Source organism: Nocardia sp. CA-135953 (assembly GCF_050955735.1).
GTDB lineage: Bacteria > Actinomycetota > Actinomycetes > Mycobacteriales > Mycobacteriaceae > Nocardia.
On sequence record NZ_CP192082.1, the window covers coordinates 2717940 to 2740875 of the forward strand.

Annotated in this window: 15 protein-coding genes; 10 read left to right on the top strand and 5 right to left on the bottom strand. The window is 63.8% G+C overall.

All coding sequences use genetic code 11. The features are described from left to right. Positions 1-33: 33 nt before the first annotated feature. Positions 34-1122, top strand: a complete 1089-nt coding sequence (locus ACQPXH_RS12385) for an S-(hydroxymethyl)mycothiol dehydrogenase (RefSeq protein WP_433603427.1) — start codon at positions 34-36, stop codon at positions 1120-1122. 274 nt (positions 1123-1396) lie between these two features. On the opposite strand, the gene ACQPXH_RS12390 is transcribed toward ACQPXH_RS12385, so the two are convergent. Beyond that, complete coding sequence (locus tag ACQPXH_RS12390) at positions 1397-2890, bottom strand: class I adenylate-forming enzyme family protein (protein ID WP_433602473.1); 1494 nt, start codon at positions 2888-2890, stop codon at positions 1397-1399. A 798-nt stretch (positions 2891-3688) separates the two neighbouring features. On the opposite strand from ACQPXH_RS12390, the gene car reads away from it, so the two are divergent. Beyond that, a complete protein-coding gene (gene car, locus ACQPXH_RS12395) occupies positions 3689-7180 on the top strand; it encodes a carboxylic acid reductase (RefSeq protein ID WP_433602474.1) in 3492 nt (1163 codons plus the stop codon). Positions 7181-7286: 106 nt separating this feature from the next. Here car and ACQPXH_RS12400 read toward each other — a convergent pair whose 3' ends face one another. Beyond that, positions 7287-8261: an aldo/keto reductase gene (locus ACQPXH_RS12400; protein ID WP_433602475.1), complete on the bottom strand. Its 975-nt coding sequence runs from the start codon at positions 8259-8261 to the stop codon at positions 7287-7289. A 351-nt stretch (positions 8262-8612) separates the two neighbouring features. Between ACQPXH_RS12400 and ACQPXH_RS12405 the strand changes: the two genes are divergently transcribed. Continuing rightward, on the top strand, positions 8613-10259 hold the full coding sequence (locus tag ACQPXH_RS12405) for an AMP-binding protein (protein ID WP_433602476.1): 1647 nt from the start codon (positions 8613-8615) through the stop codon (positions 10257-10259). Between the two features lie 49 nt (positions 10260-10308). Here ACQPXH_RS12405 and ACQPXH_RS12410 read toward each other — a convergent pair whose 3' ends face one another. Continuing rightward, positions 10309-11121, bottom strand: coding sequence for an NUDIX hydrolase (locus tag ACQPXH_RS12410; protein WP_433602477.1), 813 nt, complete (start codon positions 11119-11121; stop codon positions 10309-10311). A 560-nt stretch (positions 11122-11681) separates the two neighbouring features. On the opposite strand from ACQPXH_RS12410, the gene ACQPXH_RS12415 reads away from it, so the two are divergent. From ACQPXH_RS12415 to ACQPXH_RS12425, 3 genes are all read left to right on the top strand, one after another. Then, on the top strand, positions 11682-12581 hold the full coding sequence (locus ACQPXH_RS12415; protein ID WP_433602478.1) for an alpha/beta hydrolase: 900 nt from the start codon (positions 11682-11684) through the stop codon (positions 12579-12581). A gap of 773 nt (positions 12582-13354) precedes the next feature. Next, the gene (locus ACQPXH_RS12420) at positions 13355-14203 is read left to right on the top strand and encodes a PaaI family thioesterase (RefSeq protein WP_433602479.1); all 849 of its coding nucleotides are present in this window, start codon (positions 13355-13357) and stop codon (positions 14201-14203) included. Positions 14204-14281: 78 nt separating this feature from the next. Beyond that, positions 14282-15424 (top strand): acyl-CoA dehydrogenase family protein, encoded by a 1143-nt coding sequence (locus ACQPXH_RS12425; RefSeq protein ID WP_433602480.1) that lies wholly within the window; start codon positions 14282-14284, stop codon positions 15422-15424. 90 nt (positions 15425-15514) lie between these two features. On the opposite strand, the gene ACQPXH_RS12430 is transcribed toward ACQPXH_RS12425, so the two are convergent. Beyond that, complete coding sequence (locus ACQPXH_RS12430; RefSeq protein WP_433602481.1) at positions 15515-15736, bottom strand: hypothetical protein; 222 nt, start codon at positions 15734-15736, stop codon at positions 15515-15517. A gap of 557 nt (positions 15737-16293) precedes the next feature. Here ACQPXH_RS12430 and ACQPXH_RS12435 point away from each other — a divergent pair. The 4 genes from ACQPXH_RS12435 (at position 16294) to ACQPXH_RS12450 (ending at position 22296) form a co-directional block, all read left to right on the top strand. Next, positions 16294-18669 carry an ATP-binding protein gene (locus ACQPXH_RS12435; RefSeq protein ID WP_433602482.1) on the top strand — a complete coding sequence of 792 codons (2376 nt, stop codon included), beginning with the start codon at positions 16294-16296 and terminating at the stop codon, positions 18667-18669. 701 nt (positions 18670-19370) lie between these two features. Further along, a complete protein-coding gene (locus ACQPXH_RS12440; RefSeq protein WP_433602483.1) occupies positions 19371-20633 on the top strand; it encodes a phenylacetate--CoA ligase family protein in 1263 nt (420 codons plus the stop codon). Further along, a complete protein-coding gene (locus tag ACQPXH_RS12445) occupies positions 20630-21334 on the top strand; it encodes a hypothetical protein (RefSeq protein WP_433602484.1) in 705 nt (234 codons plus the stop codon). Before ACQPXH_RS12440 ends, ACQPXH_RS12445 begins: the two co-directional genes overlap by 4 nt. Before the next feature lie 188 nt (positions 21335-21522). Next, a complete protein-coding gene (locus tag ACQPXH_RS12450; protein ID WP_433602485.1) occupies positions 21523-22296 on the top strand; it encodes an SDR family oxidoreductase in 774 nt (257 codons plus the stop codon). A gap of 217 nt (positions 22297-22513) precedes the next feature. Here ACQPXH_RS12450 and ACQPXH_RS12455 read toward each other — a convergent pair whose 3' ends face one another. Further along, the gene (locus ACQPXH_RS12455; RefSeq protein ID WP_433602486.1) at positions 22514-22936 is read right to left on the bottom strand and encodes a nuclear transport factor 2 family protein; all 423 of its coding nucleotides are present in this window, start codon (positions 22934-22936) and stop codon (positions 22514-22516) included.

The following is a 22936-nucleotide window of genomic DNA, read 5'->3' on the forward strand; positions in this document are numbered from 1 at the left end:
CGAACCGAAACTCAGTGGCGAAGGAGTGGCAGCATGTCGGAGGAGGTCCGTGCGGTCATAGCGCACGGCAAGGGCGAACCGGTGGCAGTCGAGACAATCGTCGTTCCCGACCCAGGGCCGGGTGAGGCGGTGGTCCGGGTGCAGGCGTGCGGGGTCTGCCACACCGACCTGGACTACCGGGAAGGCAGGATCAGCGACGAGTTCCCCTTCGTGCTCGGGCATGAGGCCGCCGGGCTCGTCGAGTCGGTCGGTGCCGGGGTCACCGATATCGAACCGGGCGACTTCGTGATCCTCAACTGGCGGGCGATCTGCGGGCAGTGCCGGGCCTGCCGCAAGGGCAATCTCCAATACTGTGTCAACGCCCGCACCGCGACACAGAGGATGACACTGCTGTCCGGTCAGGAGCTGTCGCCGGCTGCCAATATCGGTGCGTTCGCGGAGAAGACCCTGGTGGCCGCGGGGCAGTGCACCAAGGTCGACTCGGGGATCGAGCCGCAGGTGGCCGGGCTGCTCGGTTGCGGGGTCATGTCCGGGATCGGCGCCGCGATCAACACGGGCGGGGTGAGCCGCGGCGACTCGGTTGCCGTCATCGGGTGCGGAGGCGTCGGTAATGCCGCGGTCGCCGGTGCTTACCTGGCGGGTGCGTCAACGATCATCGCCGTGGATCGTGACCCTCGCAAACTAGACATGGCCAGGGAGTTCGGCGCTACGCATGTCGTTGACGCCCGGGAGGTGGACCCAGTAGCCGCCATCCAGCGGTTTACCGGCGGGTTCGGTGCGGACGTGGTCATTGATGCGGTCGGCCGGCCCGAAACGTGGAAACAAGCGTTCTTCGCCCGCCATCGCGCCGGCACCGTGGTGCTGGTTGGCGCGCCAACCTCCGACATGGTCGCTCCCGAGATCCCGCTGGTGGAATACTTCAGCCGCAGTGGCGCCCTCAAATCGTCGATGTACGGGGACTGCTTGCCCTCGCGGGATTTCGTGACATTGGTCGACTTGCACCTGCAGGGGAGGCTGCCACTCGAGAAGTTCGTCAGCGAGACCATCGGACTCGAAGGTGTGGAGGCAGCCTTCGAGAAGATGCAGCGCGGCGACGTGCTTCGCTCCGTTGTGGTGATCTGATGTGCGGTCGGGCCCCGAGATGACGGATCACATGGGGTGCCTCCGACGACGTTCTCAGGTGGTAAACGGCCCAGGTGCCAGCTCGGCACCGAACCCGAAAGCTCCTTTACCGTCGACGAGGACACCAGTACGCATTTTGCGGGCGACCTACGCGGCACACCTCGACCGCACCGCCGCGCCTCGTCGAACGCGATAGCGAGGGCTGAAAGCCGACGAGTAGATCCAGTTCAGACATGTCTGCGTGAACTTCGACAGAACGAACGCGATCCGGCGGCTACGCGGCTGGACCGTGGCCATGGGCGAGATGCTCGTCGTCTACTTCGGTGAGTCGCCGGCGCAGCAACTTGCCGACTGGGTTGCGGGGGAGTGATCGTACAAATCGCCAGCCCGCCGGAACCTTGAACCCGGCCAGCTGCTCGCGGCAGTAAACGCGCAGCTGTTCGATGTCGGGTGGGTTCGCCGGATCGACCGGCACGACGAAGGCCCGGATACTCTCCCCCAGACGCTGGTCGGGTATGCCGACTACCGCTGCCTCCGCAACCTGCGGGTGGCTCTCCAGGATCTGTTCCACCTCGAGTGGGAAGACGTTCTCGCCGCCGCGAATTATCTTGTCGCCCTTGCGGCCCGCCAAGTAAAGATAGTCATCGCGCAGATATCCCAGATCGCCGGTGTGCTGCCATCCTTCGGCGTCGACCGAGAACGAGTGGCCGGACTTGGCCCACACCTCCCCGACGCCGTCGGGCCCGGGATCGGCGATGCGCAGTTCCACGCCCGGCGCCGCGCGACCGACCGACTGCAGCAGCTCCTCTCTACCGGAGATCGCGACGCGATGATCTTGCGGTCCGAGCACCGTGATCGGGCTGCCCTCGGTCTGGCCGAAGAGGTTGACGAAATCGACATCCGGCCGCAGCTGCGCGATTCGTCGCATTGTGTCGGGGTGAATCGGTGACCCGCCGTAACCGATCATGCCCAGGCTGGGCATGGTCAAAGCATCAGCGCTCAGCAACATCTCGATGATCGACGGCACGGTGATCACGTGTGTCGGTTGCACTGGTTCCAGACTGCGCCACGATTCGACGCTCACGGACGGTACGAGCACCATCGTGGTGTTGTTACCCAGTGCCACCGCGATGTTGCCCAGCCCGCCGACATGATGGAACAGCCCGGCGATCACCAGTCGCGCACCGGGGTGCAGTTGCAGCAGCGCGCCGTTTACCTCTGCCCGTTGGGCCAGCTCGCGCTGGCGAACGACGACCTGTGAGGGCAACCCGGTGGTGCCTGACGTGTGCAACATGAACGCGATGTCGGTCGCTGCGGTATTCGCCAATGCGGCATCGAGCGGTTCGCCGGGAGTGAACTCCTCGACGATGGCGACACGACAGTCGGTCTCGGCAGCCAGGCGCGCAGCCTTGTCCGCCCATTCCGGCTCGGTGAGAAGGACGTCGCCGTCGAGGCGACGTAGACAGTCCAGCAGTTCTCTTTCGGTCAGCTTCGGGCCCAGCGGCGCGATCGGCCGATTCGATACCGCACCGGCGAGCAGCAGCGCCACGGAGGTGGGGCGGGTTGTTACCAGAGCAGGCACGTAACGATCGCGCGCGGCGCCGTGAGCATCGAGGAATTTCATTGCCCCCGAAGAATTTTCCAGTAAGTCCTGGCGCGTCCAGCTCTGTACACCCTCGGGTGTCACCGAGATTATGGCGAGTTCGTCGGGATCAGCGGCCAGTCCCGTAAGTACGTGCTGTGACCACGTCGATGACAGTGTGTCCACCGGCTCAAACTCCTCTTGCTCATCCCTGTGCCTCCGAGCAACTCACGCCCACCGATGATTTGCTGGATTTCGGCGACGTTATGCTCGCGGTCCACGTCGGCGCGGGCGATCCCGGGTGGTGTCGGCGTGTGCCTCGATCATCGTGCGCAGCGATTGCAGTTCGGGTTCAAAGGACAGCTCCATCGCACTGCTCCCGACGGTTTGATTCCGGTCACATTGATAGGTATATCATTAATCTTTCAGGGTGCTGCTCGACGGTCGGAGTTCGGCGCGTGCAGAAGTCGTGCTGCCACGGGTGCAACGGATGGTGCCGCAGACGTCCCGCTGGGCTGAGAGTGCCGGGTTTCGATCGTCCTGGCATCGGTGGACACCCGTTCGTCCATGGCCGCGTAACGAACGCATTCGTAACACCCTGATCTGCCGGGGTGCGGTCGATCGTGAAACTGCTGTGGCGCGCCGCGACACGATCGCTGCGACATCCACGACTCCGACAACCGGGACTTCGTGCCGCTGGCTGACCGCTATTCGCTCACCGGTACACCGGATCAGGTGGTCGATCGGCTGGTCGAATATGCAATGCTGGTGCGGACACCGTGATCTTCGCCGGTTCCCGCAACGCGAAGACTTGGCAGCGCAGAGTTTAGTTGTTTGCTTGCGGCGGAAATACTTCCGGCACTACATGAGCCAGGTTAGAGTTAAATGATATATGTAAATAGGCTTGGGTAATTTTATGCCGAGCTGAGTCGCGGGGGCGAGGCGGCAGTTCGATGCCGACGTCCACATGGCACAGGAGATTGCATGTCCACCGATACACGCAGCGCGAAGTGGGAGCATCGGGTCGCCGAGTTGTTCGCCACAGACGAGCAGTTCGCGGCAGCCCAGCGTGACGATTCAGTCTTCGACGCGATCAGGTCTTCCCGGTCGCTGTCCGAGATTCTGCAAGTGATGCTCGACGGATATGTCGACCGTCCCGCACTCGGCAGCCGAGTCGTCGACTACGAGCGGGACCCGCGCACCGATCGAGTGTCGATCCGGTATTTGCCGCGGTTCGACACGATTACCTACGGCCAGTTGCGGAACCGGATCGGCGCCGTCGTGGCAGCGTTGACAGCGGGCCCGAAGGCGTCGGTGCGAGCCGGAGACACCGTGTGTGTACTGGGCTTCACCAGCATCGACTACACCGTTATCGATCTGGCGCTGATGCGTATGAGGGCCATCGCGGTGCCGCTGCATACGAACGCACCCGTCGCCGCACTGCGGCCGATCGTCGAAGAGACCGAGCCGGTTGTGGTCGCCTCGAGCGTGGACTGTCTGGCCGATGCCGTCGAACTGATCGAAGCGCATCGGCCCGCGATGCTGCTGGTGTTCGACTACCACCCCGAGGTGGACGACCACCGTGATGCTGTGGCGGCGGCCCGCGACCGACTGGCCGGGCTCGGCACGGGGACCGTTATCGAGACGCTGACCGAGGTGATCGCGCATCCGGCCGAGCTGCCGTCGTCCCCGGCTGTAGCCGAAGAGGATCCGTTGTCGCTGATCCTGTACACCTCCGGGAGCACGGGAACCCCCAAGGGCGCCATGTACAGCGAGGACATGGTCGCCAATAACTGGCGCAGGGGCCCGAAGCGGGCTCTGCCTGCCATCAGCATGAACTTCATGCCCTTGAGTCACCAGTTCGGGCGCGGCACGCTGTACAGGACCCTGGCACAGGGAGGGATCGCCTACTTCACTGCCGAGAGCGACCTGTCGAGCTTCCTCCAGGACCTCGAGCTGGCCCGGCCGACGTGGCTGAACTTCGTGCCAAGAATTTGGGAAATGCTGTTCGAGCAGTTCCAGGCCAGGTTGGCCCGCCGGGTGTCCGGAGGTGGAGACCCGGCGGTGCACGAGCAGCAGGTGAAGACGGAGCTGCGACAGGGCCTGCTCGGCGGACGGTTCGTCGAGGCCGCCACGGCATCGGCCCCCATCTCCGCGGAGCTGAGGTCCTGGGTCGAGTCCCTGCTCGAGCTGCCGCTGCGAGAGGCATACGGGGCGACCGAGGTTCGCGCCGTCACGATGAACGGTTACGTCCAGCGGCCACCGGTGATCGACTACAAACTCGTCGACGTGCCCGAACTCGGCTATTTCAGCACCGACCGCCCGTGGCCGCGCGGTGAGCTCTACGTCAAGTCCTCCGATGTGGTTCGGGGCTACTACAAGCGGCCCCAGCTGACCGCGCAACTGTTCGATGCCGAGGGCTGGTACCACACCGGTGACATCATGGCCGAGCTGGGGCCCGACCGGCTGCAGTACGTCGACCGGCGCAACAACGTGCTGAAACTCTCGCAAGGCGAATTCGTCGCGGTGTCGAAACTGGAAGCGGTATTCGGCAACAGTCCCGTGGTCCGGCAGATCTTCATATACGCGAACAATGCGCGCCCGTACCTGCTCGCCGTCGTCGTACCGAGCGCGCAGGCGCTGGCCAACAATTCGGCCGAGTCCCTGAAACCGCTTGTGGCGGAATCGCTTCGCCGCGCGGCACGCGAGGCCGCGTTGCAATCCTACGAGATCCCCCGGGACATAGTCATCGAGACCACGCCGTTCTCGCTGGAGAACGGACTGCTCACCGGCATCGGTAAATTGGCGTGGCCGAAACTGAAGGAGCACTACGGCCCCACGCTGGAGCAGCTCTATTCCGATATCGCCGCGAGTGAAGCGGACGATCTGGCCGCGTTGCGCCGGGAGGGAGCCGCGCGGCCGGTGCTCGAGACCGTCTGCCGCGCGGCCGGTGCACTGCTCGGTGCGTCCGACGCTGTGCGCCCCGACGCGCACTTCGCCGACCTGGGCGGAGACTCGCTGTCGGCGTTGACGTTTTCCAATCTGCTGCACGACATCTACGACATCGAAGTTCCGGTCGGTGTGATCGTGGGCCCGGCAGGTGATCTGGCGACGATCGCGGCTCATATCGAGAGTTCGCGCCGGAACGGGCCCGGCCGGCCCACCTTCGCATCGGTGCACGGCAAGGGGGCGACCGAGGTCGCCGCCGCCGACCTGACACTGGAAACCTTCATCGATGCGCAGACGCTTCGGGCCGCCTCGTCGCTACCGGGCCCAACTGCCGCGGTCCGCACGGTCCTGCTCACTGGTGCGACCGGATTTCTGGGTCGCTACCTCCTCCTCGAATGGCTCGAGCGCATGAATGCCGTCGGGGGCCAGGTGATCTGCCTCGTTCGTGGCAAATCCGACGCAGACGCGCGCACCCGGCTCGACGCGACGTTCGACAACGGTGATCCCGACCTCGTGGCCCACTTCGGCAAGCTGGCCGAAGAGACGCTCGAGGTGCTCGCCGGTGACAAGGCCCAGGCCGATCTCGGGCTCGACCGGGAGAGCTGGCAGCGGCTCGCGGCGACGGTCGACCTGATCGTCGACCCGGCCGCGCTGGTCAATCACATGCTGCCCTACAGCCAATTGTTCGGCCCCAATGTCGGAGGAACCGCAGAGCTGATCCGCTTGGCGATCACCACGAAGATCAAGCCGTTCGTGTACATCTCCACGATGGCGGTGGGCACGCAGGTCGATCCGTCCGCGTTCACCGAGGACGCGGACATCCGGATCGCAAGCCCGACAAGGCGAATCGACGACACTTACGCCAACGGCTATGCCAACAGCAAGTGGGGCGGGGAGATCCTGCTGCGTGCGGCGCACGAGCTGTGCGGCCTTCCGGTCACGGTGTTCCGTAGCAATATGATCCTGGCCGAACCCACCTATGCCGGACAGCTCAATGTGCCCGATATGTTCACTCGGTTGATGTTGAGCCTGGCGCAAACAGGCATCGCTCCCGGATCGTTCTATGAGTTGGATGTGAACGGACAGCGACAGCGTGCGCACTACGACGGCCTGTCGGTCGACTTCGTCGCCGAAGCCGTCGCCGTACTCGGTGGCAGGCACGACGGCTACCGGACTTACCACGTCATGAACCCGCACGACGACGGCATCGGGCTGGACGAGTACGTCGATTGGCTCATCGATGCCGGATGTCCCATCCAGCGGATCGCCGACTACGAGGACTGGTGTCGGCGTTTCGAGGCCGCGTTGCGCGGGCTTCCCGAGGAGCAGCGGCAGAATTCGCTGCTTCCTTTGATGTCGGTTTTCCGCAGGCCACTTGTGCCGACCAGGGGCGTGCCGGGGTTGGTCGAGCGCTTCCGGGCCGCGGTGCGGGATGCGAAGATCGGCCCGGACAAGGACATTCCGGGGATCACCGCGCCGATCATCGCGAAATATGTCGCCGACCTGAGGTTGCTCGGACTGCTTTGACGGGCGACGACCGCGGAGCTCCTGTTGGGAAGCCCCGCGGTTACCGCTCGGGGCGGAATGCCCCCAGCCTGCGGCAATGCCTACCCGGTTACCAGGGCCTACCCGGTTACCAGGCGTACGCCTCGGGCGCCGGCTTGCTTCCGTTCGGAGCCGGTGCTGGGAACAGCCGATCCAACGCTGTGAGCGTGTCGTCGTCGAGGGTGATCTCCAACGCGCGCTGCGCACCGTCGAGCTGGTCGATGGTGCGGGGACCGATGATGGGCCCGGTGACCCCGTCTTGTGCCAGCAGCCACGCCAGTCCGACGTGAGCAGGGTCTTCGCCGAGATCCGCGCATAATTTCTCGTACCCCTCGAGAGTCTCGCGGTGCAGATCGAGTGCCGCGCTCACGCGTTTCGAGGTACTGCGCGCGGCGGTCCCGTCCCGCTGCTTCCGCAGGACCCCGCCGAGCAACCCGGACTGCAGCGGCGACCACGGGATCACGCCCAGCCCGTAGTGCCGAGCGGCGGGTAGCACCTCGAGTTCGATCCAGCGAGTTAGCAGGTTGTAGATCGACTGCTCGCTGACCAGGCCGAGAAAGTGCCGTGAGCGGGCGGCTTCCTGTGCTTGCGCGATATGCCACCCGGCGAAGTTGGACGAGCCGAAGTAGAGCACCTTCCCTTGCTGACGCAAGAGTTCGAAGGCCTCCCAGATCTCCTCCCACGGCGATTTCCGGTCGATATGGTGCATTTGATACAGGTCGATGTAGTCGGTCCCGAGACGCCGGAGCGATTCGTCGCACGCGCGGCGGATGTTCAGTGCCGATAGGTGAGATTCGTTGGGCCACTTGCCCATCGGAATGTAGACCTTGGTCGCCAGCACGGTCTTCTCGCGCCGACGGCCACCGGTGGCGAACCAGCGGCCGATGATCTCCTCGGTAAGACCGAGATGGCCTGTCGGCGGATCGGCCATCAGCGTGCCGTACGCGTTGGCGGTGTCGAAGAAATTGATGCCGTGCTCGTGCGCGCGGTCCATGATGGCGTGACTGTCCGGTTCGGATGTCGCGGGGCCGAAGTTCATCGTGCCGAGTACGAGCCTGGACACAGCCAATCCGCTGCGGCCCAAGGAAGTGTATTCCATTGTGCTCAATAGCCTTTCGTTGGTTCCTGTCGGTGCTCACGTTCTGGCATTTCTGCGCCCGCCATTATGCCGGGGTCTGGTCCTGCGCGACTGCTCAACACCGGGCACACCGATCGGGGAGCATGGTCGGGTGTGCAGTCTCGCGGGTAACCGGACTGTTGTCTCGACTCGTGCCCGTCCAGCCCGATCGGCCGACGATGCGACTTCGGTGGTCGGTGGATCGTCAGCGCAGGCGTCTAATTGGCTCAATTAGTTTAATCTAAATGGGTCTGCGTGGATTGGCTACTCGGTCACCGAACCAGCAAGGGAGATGCTATGGCGATCGATCCGATCGGACACCGCGATCAGTGGTCGTACATACCCGATGAGCTGAGGATCCGATACGACCGCGACCTGGTCAGTATCCCGAACGCCGTGCGGGTCGCTGCCGAGCGGTTCGGATCGCTCGAAGCGCTCGTGGACGGCGAGGTGCGCATGACGTTCACCGAACTCGAGTCCGCGATGATCGATAGCGTCCGGGCGGTGATCGCGCTCGGTGTCGAACCGGGGGACCGGGTCGCAATCTGGGCTCCGAACTCGTTCCACTGGATCCTCGCCGCGCTCGGCATACAGGGTGCGGGCGGGATTCTGGTGCCGATCAACACTCGTTTCAAGGGTGAGGAAGCGGCGTTCGTTCTGCGTAAGAGCGGTGCGCGGGCGCTGGTCACCGTGACCGACTTCCTGGGTAACGACTACCCGGAGATGCTCCGTGCGGCCGATCCGGCTGCCTCGGCGCTGGATCGAGTGGTCGTGGCATCAGGCGCAGTCGGCCAGCGTGAGCTGTCGTGGGATCGATTTCTGGCGCGCGGTCGCGAGATTGTGACCGTCGCGCAAGCACAAGCCGCGATCGATGCGGTCGGCTCCGACGCCCTGTCCGACATCATGTTCACCTCCGGCACCACCGGGCACCCCAAGGGCGTGATGCTATCGCACGGTCAGTCGTTGCGCGCCCATGGATGGCTGGCGAAGGTCATGGATTTCCGTGCAGGGGACCGGTATCTGATCATTCCGCCGTTCTTCCACACCTTCGGTTACAAGGCGGGGTGGATGGCGTGCATCGTGCACGGCGTCTGCAGTATTCCGCAGCGTGTCTTCGACGTCGACGCTGTGCTGCGAACGGTCGCCGATGAGCGGGTGTCGATCCTGTTGGGGCCGCCGACGATGTTCCAGGACATGCTGGATGCGGGGTCTCGTGGTAACGATCTGTCTTCGCTGCGGGTCACGATGCCTTCGGCCGCGTCGGTGCCACCCGATCTGTTCCGCCGCATAGCGACCGAACTGGGGGCCGAAATTGTCCACAGCGGTTACGGATTGACCGAGGCGACCTCGCTGGTGACCGCGACCGTTCCGCAAGTCGACGATGTCGAGGACATCGCGACCACCGTGGGGCGCGCGGCATGGGACGTGGAACTTCGGGTGGTCGACGACGAAGGGCACGATGTTCCAACAGGGGAAGCCGGTGAGTTGCTCGTGCGCGGGTACAACGTGATGCGCGGATATTGGGAAGACCCAGAGCAGACCGCCGAGGTGATCGACGCCGAGGGTTGGCTGAGTACCGGGGACGTCGTGGCGATGGACGAGCGCGGGTTCGTCCGGGTCGTGGATCGGAAGAAGGACGTCGTCGTTGTCGGCGGGTTCAATGTGTATCCCGCCGAGGTCGAACGAATGCTGGGCGAACACCCGTCGGTGGCCGAGATCGCGGTGGTCGGCGTCCCTGACGTGCGGATGGGCGAAGTACCCGTGGCATTCGTGGTGCCCCGGCCTCGCGGCGCGCTGACCGAGGGGGAATTCCGGGTGTGGGCGGCGAAGAAGATCGCGAACTTCAAGGTGCCGCGCCGGATGATCCTGGTTGACGCCCTGCCTCGCAATGCGAGTATGAAAGTTCTCAAGAACGCTCTACGAGACCGGGCCAACGCGGAGTGAGCTTGTTCCCCTGGTATTCCATGACACGAAGACACGGAAACGGTGTCCGTCAGAACTCATCTGTGCCGGGATAATCGAAGAAGTATTCTCCATCGGCGCGGACCAGTTTCGGAGCGATGGTGGTTACCTCCCTGGCCGCTGCCGTCCCGATGAGGTCGTTTCCGTCGAATGTGAGCAATTGACGCATCGTGTGAATCGTGGGTGGCATCATGGGAAGTTCGCCCGCGCTACCGGCGCGGTATGCTTCGCGTAGATCCAGCCAGACCGCGTGGTCGGCCTCCGAAGCCAGATCTCCGATCTGCTGACCGCCCGGCAGCATTGCCACGAAGAATCGAGTATCGAAGCGGCGAGGCTCGAATTCTGGCGTCACCCAGTGTGCCCACGGGCCCAACAGATCTGCGCGCACGGACAGGCCGTTGTCGGACAGAAAATCCGTGAAGCGGATGCTGCCGTTCTCCAATTCCGCGCGTGCATGCGAATAACGGGTCGTATCGGTCTCGATCGCCGAATCGGCCGAGAAACCGGCCAGTAGTATGCCAGTCTCCTCGAAGGTCTCGCGGACCGCCGCAACCACCAGCGCTCCTGCCAGCTCCGCTGTGCAGCCGAACTTGCCGGCCCACCAGGACGGTGTGCGGCCGATCCACCCGATCGAGGGGTCCGCATCTGCGTTCTCGACGCTGCCACCGGGAAATACATGCATTCCGGCGGCGAAATTCATGGTTGGCTGTCGTCGCATAAGGAAGACCTGGAAACCGTCTTCGCTGGGCCGTAGCAACACGACGGTTGCTGCATCGCGTGGCGTGACCGCAATGCCGTCCCACGACTCCACCATGGCCTTCGCTCGTGCAGGCAGCGCTCGCATCGTCTCGTCCTCCTCGGTTCGTTCCACAGCAACAGTACTTTGCCGACCTAAGCTTCTCCCGGTCGCGGAGCACAGTTCGCGGCCTCTGAGCTCGGAACGCGACTGTGTCCTACGCAGTGACGTGCGGGTTCAGGTCGGTAGACGCCCGATGATCAGGCTGTTCGGTCGGCCGGAACGTTGTTCCTTGGTGAGATGCGCCGGCCGCGCTGTATTCTGCGTTGGCAAAGGTCCGGATCACTCCGTTGCCGTATTTGTGCCGCGGGTATGAGCTGGCGTCATGAAATATGTACAGCGGTCCGCCCGGAGCAATTCCATATTTCGTTATGGGAGACAAGCTATTTCGGTCTGCCCGGAGATGTGGGCAATGATTCGCAGCAGATGTAGGTGGAGATGAATCTCGAGAACAAGACGGTCGTGGTGACCGGCAGGAGAAATGGAATCGGGGGCGCGCTCGGATCGTGGTTCGGCCGCGAAGACGTCGGAGCCGTGCGTTCCGCCCGGGTGGAGGCGCCGAACTCATGACTTTCGCATTCGATCCCGAACTCGCTGTCGCTGTGCCGATGTTGCCGAATCTCGACTTCTCGACGGATCTGGTGGGTGCCCGGGAACAAACCCGGGAACTCGTCGCTCAGGCTTTCGGCTCGGTGGATACCGCCGGAGTCACGGTTAGCGACAGGTCGATCGCAGGCTACGACGGCGGGCCGGATGTGCTTGTGCGGACATATTTCCCCGACGCCGTCGTATCGGAAGCGGTTCTTCTCGACGTGCACGGGGGCGGCTTCGTCATGGGCGATATCGAGACCAACCATGCGGCGAACACCGAACTGGCACGCACTTTCGGAGTGGTCGTTGTTTCGGTCGACTACAGACTCGCGCCCGAGAACCCTTACCCAGCGGGGTTGGATGACTGCTATTCCGCCTTGGTGTGGATTGCTGAGCAGGCCACAGAGTGGGGTTGTGATCCGTCTCGTATCGTGATCCGTGGGCAGAGTGCCGGCGCGGGACTGTGTGCAGCGCTTGCATTGCTCGCTCGTGATCGTGGTGGACCGCGCATCGCCTTCCAGTTCTTGTCTGTGCCGGTACTGGACGATCGGCTTCAGACGGCAAGCATGGCGGCGTTTACGGAAACACCGCTGTGGAACCGCCCGAGCGCGGAGCGAAGTTGGGACTTCTACCTCGGCCCTGAGGTTCGGGGCACCACGCCCGTCTCACCCTATGCGGCGCCGGCGCGAGCGAAGGACTTCGGAGGCCTGCCGCCGACCTATATCTCGGTGATGGAGTTCGACCCCCTGCGCGATGAAGGTATCGCTTACGCGCAGTCTCTGCTCGCTGCCGGGGTTCATGTCGAACTGCACCTGTATCCTGGTACTTTCCATGGTTCCGAACTGATCGGTCATGCCGAGATCAGCCAACGCCAGGGTGCCGAGGCTCGGGCGGTGCTCGCCAGGGTGCTCAAATAGCGCATTCAGTTAGATCTCTTAGTCCTGGACGACAACTCCGCTCTTCACCATTCACGGCCGTGGAATGGTCGTGAATGGTGAAGCTCCGACGGCACCGCACTATTCGAGTGTGCCGTGGAACTCGGTCTGGTGGGCCGTTCGGCCGCGGCCCGTCCACGGTGAACCACGGGCAATGTCCGCCCTCACATATACCGTTCTGAAAAGGTGCGGCATCATGCCGTCGCGCTGTGGCGGGCTTCCCTGGGGCATGCCCGAACCGGCCAGGCTGAGCAACTGCAGGTCGTGTGTCGGTAGGTCAGCGAACTGGGCTTGCGCGATTGCCGCAGCGATCGTCGTGCCGACCTGCAGTTGTTCGGTCGCCTCCAGGTTGGGGAGCAGAGCCGGGAACGGGCGCCGGTCGACTCGGCGCTGACAGAGTCCGCGTGCGTGCTGCGGCCAAGACGTGGGGGTGGTCTTGGCTCATCGTCTCGGACTCGGCAGTTTGACGTACATGCATGCAGATACTGCGACCTCATTGATAAAAGGTGTAACTGTTACACTATAAACTTGCAAGAGTCTAACAATCTGATAGTATCTATCACACTGCCTCGAGGTGTGCGCGCCTCAGTCCGGTAGACAGTGGGACCACGGCTTCGAGCTGATCAAGCGCTGAGTCGGCGCGTCGAGATGCCCCCGTCGTACCGCACGGGCGTCTCGTCTTGTGTGGTACGACCTGTATCGCCCGAACTGTGCGACGCGGACCGGGTGCAGCCGATCTCTGGGAGGCAGGAATTATGACTAGTGACCTTTCTGATGCCCCGCGTCTCAGAGGTCTGGAAATCTGCGCGGACAATCGGATCATCTTCGGCGCCTCGGTGGAGGCGCGATTGGAATTGTCGGCTCTGCTGATCGCTCCGGGACGTGTGGCTGTGTCGACGCCGTTGCGCGGCGCTGCGGCGGGTCCACTGCAGCCGGTCGAGCCGATACGGCTGTCGGTGCTTGCCGACGCGGCGACCGGACTCGGTATTCTGACCGCGGAGGAATGTGAATCCTGTGCGACGGTGGAACTCCGGGTAGACATGCTCGGCGCACCAGCGGCTGGGGCGACGTCCCTGCAGGCGAAGGGGACGACGCTGGCCCTCGAGTCCGGTGTCGGTATGTCGCGGGCCGATATTCATGACGATCTCGGCACACCGATCGCTCATGCCGTCGCCATTGTGGCCACCGGCCGGAGGCGGGGTGCGCCCGACACTGAGCCAAGAGCGGTTGGCGCGCAGTTCGATCCGGCGGACATCCGAGTATCGGTGCTGGACGCCGGCGAATGCGTGACCACCCTCGCGCCCGCCATGAGCAATAGCGCGGGCATCGTGCACGGCGGGGTGTTGATGAGTTTGGCGCACGCCGCGCAGGACGCTTTCGAGCGAACTCTGGACGGTTGGTCCCGGCGGATTCGGTTCGCGGTCGATTACTTGCGTCCGGTGCCACCGCGGGGCGAGTTGCGGATGTTCTCGACATTGGAACGGGGCGGTCGCAGGCTGCGCTCGATCCGAACCGAGCTCGTGGGCGGGGACGGGAAGGTCGTCGCCGTCGCGACAGGGATCGGCGCAATTGGTGACCGGGACCATGGCGATATGACGAAATGACCCGACGTTCGGGCCTATCGACAACCCTGTCGCATCACGACGATGCACGACGATGCAGAGTGAGAGGATGAAAGCGCGATGCGCCGTACGATTTTCGAGCCCGAACACGAGCAGTTCAGGCAGACAGCCCGCACATTCTTCGAAAAAGAGTGTGTGCCGCATGTCGAGGAGTGGGAGAAGGCCGGCCGTACGTCGCGAGAGGTCTGGCTGAAGGCAGGAGAAGCAGGGCTGCTGGGATGGGATGTTCCGGAAGAGTTCGGCGGGGCGGGCGTTGTCGATTTCCGGTTCAACGCCATTCTGAACGAAGAGTATTGGATGACCGGATCGGTCGGGGTTGGATTCGGTATTCAAAACGACATCGTCGCGCCGTATCTGATCGACCTCACGACCGACGAGCAGAAGCGCCGGTGGCTTCCGAAATTCGTCACCGGGGAGATCATCACCGCGATCGCCATGTCGGAGCCCGGTGCTGGATCGGACCTGGGCGGCATCCGCACCAGCGCGCGGCGTGAGGGCGACGAGTACGTCATCAACGGATCGAAGATCTTCATCTCCAACGGCCTGCTCTCGAATCTCGTCATCGTCGCCTGCAAGACCGATCCGTCTGCGGGACGCAAGGGTGTCAGTCTGATCGCGGTGGAAACCGATACGCCCGGATTCGCTCGGGGTCGCAAGCTGGACAAGATCGGTCAACATTCCGCCGATACCGCCGAACTTCATTTTCAGGACGTGCGTGTTCCCGTGGAAAACCTCATCGGTGAGGAAAATCGCGGCTTTTACCATCTGATGCGGAACCTGCCGAAGGAACGTCTCGGTATCGCTGTGCACGCGGTTGCGGGGTCCCGCCGCGCTTACGAATTGACCTTGGCCTACGCGCAGGATCGTAAGGCGTTCGGTCAAGCCATCGGCACGTTCCAGGTGAATCGGCACGCGCTTGCCGAGATGCGCACGAAGATCGAGGTAATGCAGACGTACCTCGACCAGTGCATTGTCGCCGCCAACGCTGGAGAATTGACTGCGGAGGAAGCCGCGGGTGCGAAGTGGTGGACCACCGAAACGCAGTGGGAGATCACCGATCGCTGCATGCAGTTGCACGGTGGATACGGCTACATGAACGAGTACGAGATCGCCCGGTTGTGGCGAGATGTGCGAGTGCAGCGTGTCTATGGCGGCACGAACGAGATCATGAAGGATCTCATCGGTCGGTCGATGGGCCTGTAGCGAGCGCGCCGTGTCCGGCGAATGACCACCGGACACGGCGCAATCGAGGGATCCGCCGGTGCGGGGCGCGTTGGTGCCGATGTCGGCTGTTCAATCCCACAATTTCCCACACGGAAGCCATGGCAGTGTCGGGTCGACGTCGTGGTCGATGACGACTCGGATCCCGGCCGACCAGGCCTTCATGGCCGCTTCGAAGTTCATGCCCTGGCGTAGGCTCGCGCGAAATTCCAGGTGGAGTTCATCCATCGCGAGGTGGACGCGACAGAGTTCTGCTGATGCCTGTTCCTGCTGAGCGAGCCACGTCTTCGGCATGGCGGACTCCTTCGTCCTGCTGCTGGCCGTCGATGTCGGCGATCGCGTCGACATCGAACTTGAAGGCTTAATTATATATCTACTTAAGCGGATGGGGGCAAGGCGCCATTGTCTTCGAAGCGCGTCATCGGCTCCGCGCGGCCGCCCCAGCGCGTCTCCCTCGATGATCGCGGGCGTCATGGCTGGGGTTCAGCTGGGACGTTGTTCGAGGCATGCTGAGGGCTAATTAGATGTACTATCTAACGATATTGTAGTTCTGAGTGCCGCAGGGCGGAAAGCAGGCCGCCCGCACCCTTGATCGGAGTGCGGGCCAGGCTCGTGCGGGTCTCGCGGAAATCCCGTTCCGGACCGCTCCGCCGAGCTGTGGTGCCGCCTCGTCGTGCCGCTGTGCGGAAACGGGAGTTTCTCCTGCGTACAATCGTGGTGGTGCCGAGTTTTGGGGTGGGTGACCCGGGGTTGGCCTGAACGAAGCACCGAACGGTTTCGGATGGCCGCGGGGTGCTCGCAGTGACATGCGGCTGCATCGGCGACCGTGAGCTTCGAAGAGGTGGCTCTGGATGGTGGCGGTACGCGGGGGCGTGGTCGGGAACCTTCCAGCCGAACTCACCAGTTTCGTGGGTCGGCGCGCCGAGTTGCTCAACCTGAAACGAGCCTTGTCCACGAAACGCTTGGTCACACTGCGCGGCGCGGGCGGTGTCGGTAAGACCCGGTTGGCGCTTCGGACCGCGGCTTTGTCGCATCGCGCATTCCGAGATGGCGTCTGGTTCGTCGATATCTCACCCCTGCGCGACCCGGAGTTGCTGGCTCCTACTGTCGCGACTGCCCTCGAATTGCAGGAGGTGCGCAGTGGCTGGGATCCCGCATTGCTCGCCGATCGACTCGGCGACCGCGAGATGCTGCTCGTCCTGGACAACTGCGAGTCCCTGAGCCACGCCTGCGCGATTCTGGTGGATGTGTTGCTCAAGTCGTGCCCCAGGGTGCGGGTGATCGCCACCAGCAGACAACCACTGGACGTGGCTGGCGAGCAGTTGTTCGAGTTGCGGCCGCTGCCGATGCCGGCGTCGGAAAACGCCGTGACCTCGTTGCCGGATTTGCGGCGTTCGGATGCGATTACCCTGTTCGTCGACCGGGCGCGTACCGTCGACCCCGACTTCGAGTTGTCCGACGGCAATGCGCAGGCCGTGGTCGATCTGTGTTGTCGGCTGGACGGTCTACCGCTGGCTATCGAGCTTGCGGCCGCGCGTGTGCGTCACATGTCCGTCCGGCAGATCGGCGAGCGGCTCGACGAGCATTACCAACTGTTGTATTCGGACAGTCGCTCGCTGGCTCCCCGTCAGCGCAGTCTGTGGTCGTTGATCGGCTGGAGTTATGAGCTGTGCACCGAGCAGGAGCAGGCGCTGTGGGCGCGTCTGACCGTATTCTCGGGATCCTTTATCGCCGAAGCTGCCGAGTCGGTGTGTGCGGGAGATCCGCTAGCCCAGGAGGTCATCCTGGACACACTGGCTGCCCTGGTGGACAAGTCCATCGTCACGACTCAGAAGAGCCGCGGTGGTTTCCGGTATCGGATGCTGGACACCATCCGCACCTTCGGGCACGAGCGGCTCGTCGGCACGGGTGCCGAGGATCTGCTGCGCCGTCGCCATCGCGACTATTACGGCGGAGTCATCGCCGAGTACTACCGGACGTGGTTCGGGCCCGGACAGGTCGAGACCATACGGTGGCTCACTGCGGAACGCGACAATCTGCGTAAGGCAATCGAATTCGCGCTCTGTGAGCCGGGCGGCGTGGACCTCGGTGCGCTACTGGGTGCGGCGGTGGGCGGGGTCAGCATGCGCAGCGGTCTGGCTGGTGAAGGACGCCTGTGGGTCGAGCGAGCACTGGCGTCGCTGGAAACCCCCCGGACCGAAGTCGCGATATTGCTGTGGGTCGGTGGCTGGTGCGCGCTCCAAGAAGGCGAACTGGACACGGCCCAACGGATGCTCGATGACGCCCGATCCGCGGCGATGCAGGCCGGCGATCGGCGATCGGCGTCGATCGCAGCGTCGTTGACCGGCAGCGTGCTGCTGCAGCGGGGAGATCTGCCGGGAGCCATGGTGGCTCTGACGTCGGCGGCCGAACTCGCCGATGATGATCCGATGGGGCGAGTCATCGTCGATACGCGCCTGGGTGTCGCGTACTACCGCCGCGGCGACATCAAGCGCGGCATAGCGCTGTGCGAGCAGGCTGTCGCCGTCTGTGAAGCCCACGGTGACCTGCGGCACCGGTCGGAGGCGCTGTGGGAGCTGGCGACAATGTTCTGGGAACAGGGCGAAATCGACCGCGCGGATACCGCGGTGCGGGAGGCCCTGCGAATCCACAGGTCCTTCGACAACCTGGTCGGGGGCGCCCAGTGTTTCGAGACGCTGGCGTGGATCGCGGGGCGGCGTCATGACTACGAGCGAGCAGCTCAGCTGCTCGGCGCCGCCGATTCCATCTGGCAGGCGTCCGACTCACAGCAGATCCCGCAGCTGGCGGGGCATCGCGAGCGGTTGGCGCAGGAGTGCCGCATGGAGCTGGGGGAACGCAAGTATCGGGAAGCGCATTGTCGTGGTGCGCGCAAATCGATCACCGAAAATATCGGCCTGGCCTTGGACGAGACCGCCGCGAGGGTGCCGGATGCGGATTTGACGCCGGAGCTCGCCCTGTTGACTCAACGAGAGCGCGACGTTGCGGGACTGCTCGCTGCCGGGCAGAGCAACAAGGAGATCGCCGCAACTCTGCTGATATCGCGTCGCACTGTGGAAGCGCACGTCGAACACATTTTTTCCAAACTCGGCTTCAGCTCGCGGGCGCAGGTTGCCGCCTGGATCGCCAAACTGCGTACCGGAACCAGTTCCGGTGTGATCGGGGTTCCGGGCAGTGGGAGTGTGGACAGCGCGGCGTCGGATAGGTGATTTCACGAATGTGATCGGGCGACACTTTTGGTGATTCGGGAGTCGATAGTTGCGCACGTGGATGCGGGCGATGGTGCGGCTGAGCGATGTTTCGAGACACTGCTGGAAGCGTCGCCCAAGGAGTGCTCACCACGTCGCCGGCGTATCCGCAGACCACGCGTCGTGTACGAAGACATCGAGTTCCGGATCGTGTGGGCACCGGTCACTACGGTCGTCGGTCCGATGCTCGACCGGGATCTGCTCCTGCTCGAAATATCGGTCGAGGAGCTGTCGGCATGGTTGCGGATGTCAGCTCCGGTCGCTCGGAGAACCACTGAGTATATGGCGAGCTTGGAGGGAATCGAGGTCGCACAATGGGCCGGCGACCGGATGCCTCCCAGTGTCGATCGATCCGCTGCGCTGTCCGCTGATGGAACCGGTGCGTTCGATTCGCGTGAACGGCATATGGTGCCCGCCAATTTAGCATAAATAGCTATATAGTTCTATTGTTTTGCCCCGATTTGCCGGTCGAGCGTTGCCGAAACAAGGTTCCGTATGCGGGGGCTTCCACCGGGGCTACGGTGTGGTTCGTCTCTCTTCCGCAGCGTGCTGCTGTGTGACCATACGGAGGTCGACTCGACTTGGACGCATCTCTGTCCATCACTCCCGGTTCGGGAGTGAGCGACGCAAGCCGGCGGTTTTTCCAGCCGGAAATCGAAACCATGCCACGTGATCAATTGCGCGCGTTGCAGGAACAACGGGTGTTGGAAATAGTGCCCGCCGTCTACGAGAACTCGCCGTTCTACCGGGAGTTGTGGTCGGCCGCGGGTATCGAGCCGGACATGGTGCGCTCGCTCGACGACTTCGAACGGCTGATACCGACATTCACCAAGGATGACCTGCGGGCCTATCGGGATCGGACGGGTGATCCGTTCGGCGGTCTGCTGCAGGTGCCGAGAGAACGTCTGACATCGGTCATGTCGACCTCGGGCACTACCGGTGCGCCAGAACTGATTCCGGAGATCTGGGATTCGGCACCACCGCTGCCGGCCTGCTCGACTCGCGACCTCTGGGAGCTCGGTCTGCGTCCGGGCGATCGTGTGCTCGTTCCGGCGGGTGCGTTCCGCGGGTTCTACACCACCTTCTTCCACGAGATGGGTCTGGTCCCGATCTACATCGACACGTGGATCGGCCACGGGGCCGAGGTCCTCGAGGCCGCCCGGCGATTCCAACCGGCGTACATGCAGCTCATGATGCCGACGTTGCTGGAATTCGAGCGGCTGGCCAAGACATACGACATCAGGGAGGCGTTGTCCTCGCTCAAAGGCGCGGCCTTCGCGGGGCAGCCACTCGGAAAAGCGCTGGCGGACAAGGTCCGCGACGAATGGGACGTCGAGTTGTTCGTCTACGGCAGTGCCGGTGACACCGGCACTGCGTGGGAGTGCCGTGAGCACAACGGTTATCACCTTTGGGAGGACCTGGTTCTTCCAGAACTCCTCGACGCCGACAGTGATCGTGCCGTCGAGTCCGGGGGCATCGGTGAGCTGACCGCGACCGATCTGGACAACAAAGCGGCTCCCCTGATCCGCTTCCGCAGTGGGGATCTGGTCCGGCTCGATCGCTCGGTCTGCGGTTGCGGGCGCACGCACGCACGGCAGTGGATAATCGGCCGCCGCGGCGACGAAACCGTCGTCGCGGGCAAACCCGTTGTGGTCAGCGAGGTCTGGGCCGCGATCGAGAGTCAGGAAGAGACACACGACGGCATGTTCCAGATTATCCGCACCGCCCGGGTGACCGACCGGCTGCGCCTGCGGGTCGGGTATCAGTCGGCGACCGAGGTGGATCTCGGTGACCTGAGTGCCAGGTTGCAGACGGTGGTCTCCGAACGCGTGGGCGTGCGACCGGAGATCGAGCTGGTTCCGGTCAATGATCTCGTCGCCCGCAGTTCGAGCGTTGCGAAGTTTCCGAGGGTGGTGAAGGAATGAGCCGGGATTCGATGGCCGCGGACATGGCGGGTCGGCATCCTCAGCTGGCCGGTATCGCCCAGTTCGTGCAGGGCGACGGGGCCAGGGTCGCGTTCGATATCGGCTGGCCGGAGGTCGAGCGCGACACGGTCTGGGCGCGGCGGCTCATCGATGTCTGTGGGCTCGCCGGTGGCGATCACGTCCTGGTCACCGGCCGCAACGCCGAGGGTCCATGGCTGAATCCGCTGGTCGATGCATTGCGAGCGCGCAGAATCGTGTTCAGCAATGCCGAGCCCTACGGCTGGGATGCCAAGCGCAGCGCGACATTCCTGTCTCTGCTGCCGATCAAGGCGGTCATCGGGCTGAGCGGGGAAACCGCGCGGGGGCTCACTGCCGACGAGCAAATCGTCGAGCGGCTGGCGAAGGTGCCATTGGTCTGGGCTCGGCCCGATGGCGTCGGGCCTCTGCGCGCGGCCGGCGTGGAACCGGCGACGATCGCGATGCTGGGACCGGCGCTGGCCGCCGAATGTTCCCCACACAGTGGGCTTCACCTCGATCCGGACGAGTGGCGCGTGGAGCGAACTCTCGATGGCCTGACCTTGACGGTTGTCGGAGATCGTGCGTTCGCCAAGCGCGATATCGCGCTGGGGGTGGACGGCGAGGTCGATCCGACTCCGTGCCGGTGCGGTCTGCCCGGAGTGCGCGTGCGGCTCACGTACTGAACAAGTATCCGGGGGAGGGCATCTGCCGCCCTCCTACAATTCGGTAGACGCCGCGATCAGCCGCGGACCGGCGGACGCGCCATGGACCGTCTCGACAACAGTGACCTGTCGGTGGGTGAAACCGTATGGGCAGGTAAGTGAGCCGTCTGCGCGTTGATCACGACATCACCAAATCGAATGGAGAACGAATGAGCACCCCAACGACTGACGTAGCACTGGTGACCGGTGGTGCAGGCGGACTCGGCGAGGCTGTCGTCCGCCGCCTGCACAAGGCGGGAACGACAGTTATCGTCGCTGATCTTGCCGACGACCGAGCGAATAAGCTCGTCGAATCCTTGGGTTCGGGCGCGGTGTATTCGCGCACCGACGTAACGTCCGAGGAGTCGGTGAACTCGACGCTGGACACTGCGGCCGAGCTGGGCACGCTGCGACATGTGGTGATCTCCCACGGCGGCTGGGGCGTCGCGGAGCGGGTGGTGAACCGGGACGGAAGCCCTGCCTCGCTCGAGGGGTTCACCAAAACGCTTGATTTGTATCTGGTTGGTACTTACAACATCCTGCGGCTGGCCGCGGCGCGCATGGCGACGAACGAGCCGACCGCCGCCGGGGAGCGCGGATCGGTGGTCGCGACGGCCTCGATCGCTGCCTACGAGGGGCAGATCGGGCAGACCGCTTACGCTGCGGCCAAGGCCGGAGTCGTCGGACTCACACTGGCAGCGGCTCGTGACCTGAGCTCGGTCGGTATTCGGGTCAACACGATCGCGCCGGGCACCATGCACACAGCGATGATGGAAACTGTCGGGGAGGACGCGCTGGCGAAGTTCGCCGCTAACGTCCCTTTCCCGAAGCGATTGGGTGCACCGGAGGAGTTCGCCGCTCTCACCGAGCACCTGCTGACCAACGGTTATATCAACGGCGAGGTCATCCGGTTGGACGGCGCGCAGCGCTTCGGGCCACGTTGAGTCACAAATCGGCTGAAACGACCTGCTGTCCACCGAGTGCCGGTGCAGCGCCTGAGCTTCGATGATGTTCAGGTCTGCTTTTGTAACCCACTGCGATGTGGACTCGGGCCAGCACGAAGGTTCACCTGTCAGCCAACTCGAGAGAGGTTGGCCAACAGGGCTTGACGGCTGAGTAGCCCTGTCGGATTCCGTACCGTGTTCGATTTGTCGAGCGTTGTCAGGTGATGGGAGGTATCCGATCCGGGCGGCGGAGTACCGCCACTCGTCGCGAGATCCGCCAGCCCTGCGGGGTGCGTCGTACGATGTCGCGATAGGTGACGCTGCCCGCGCGGCCGTTCTCACCCAGCCCGATCCCCTTGGACACCACGTGGACAGTGCCGTCCGGATCCTGGGTCACGACGACGTCGACGGTGTGATGAGCGAGGGGATGGTTGGTCGTGGCAGTCCACAGTGCGGTGATCTCCGCTGGACCGTGGTGCACGCCGGAGCCGAAATCGGAAACGTCGTAGACGGCGTCGTCGGCGAAGACCTCGCCCGTCCGGCTGAGCTGCCGATCATCGACGATATGTCCGTACAGGCTCAGCAGTTCGTGTATCGCGACTCGATCCTCAACCGATATCCGCTCTTGTTCGGCCGTCAC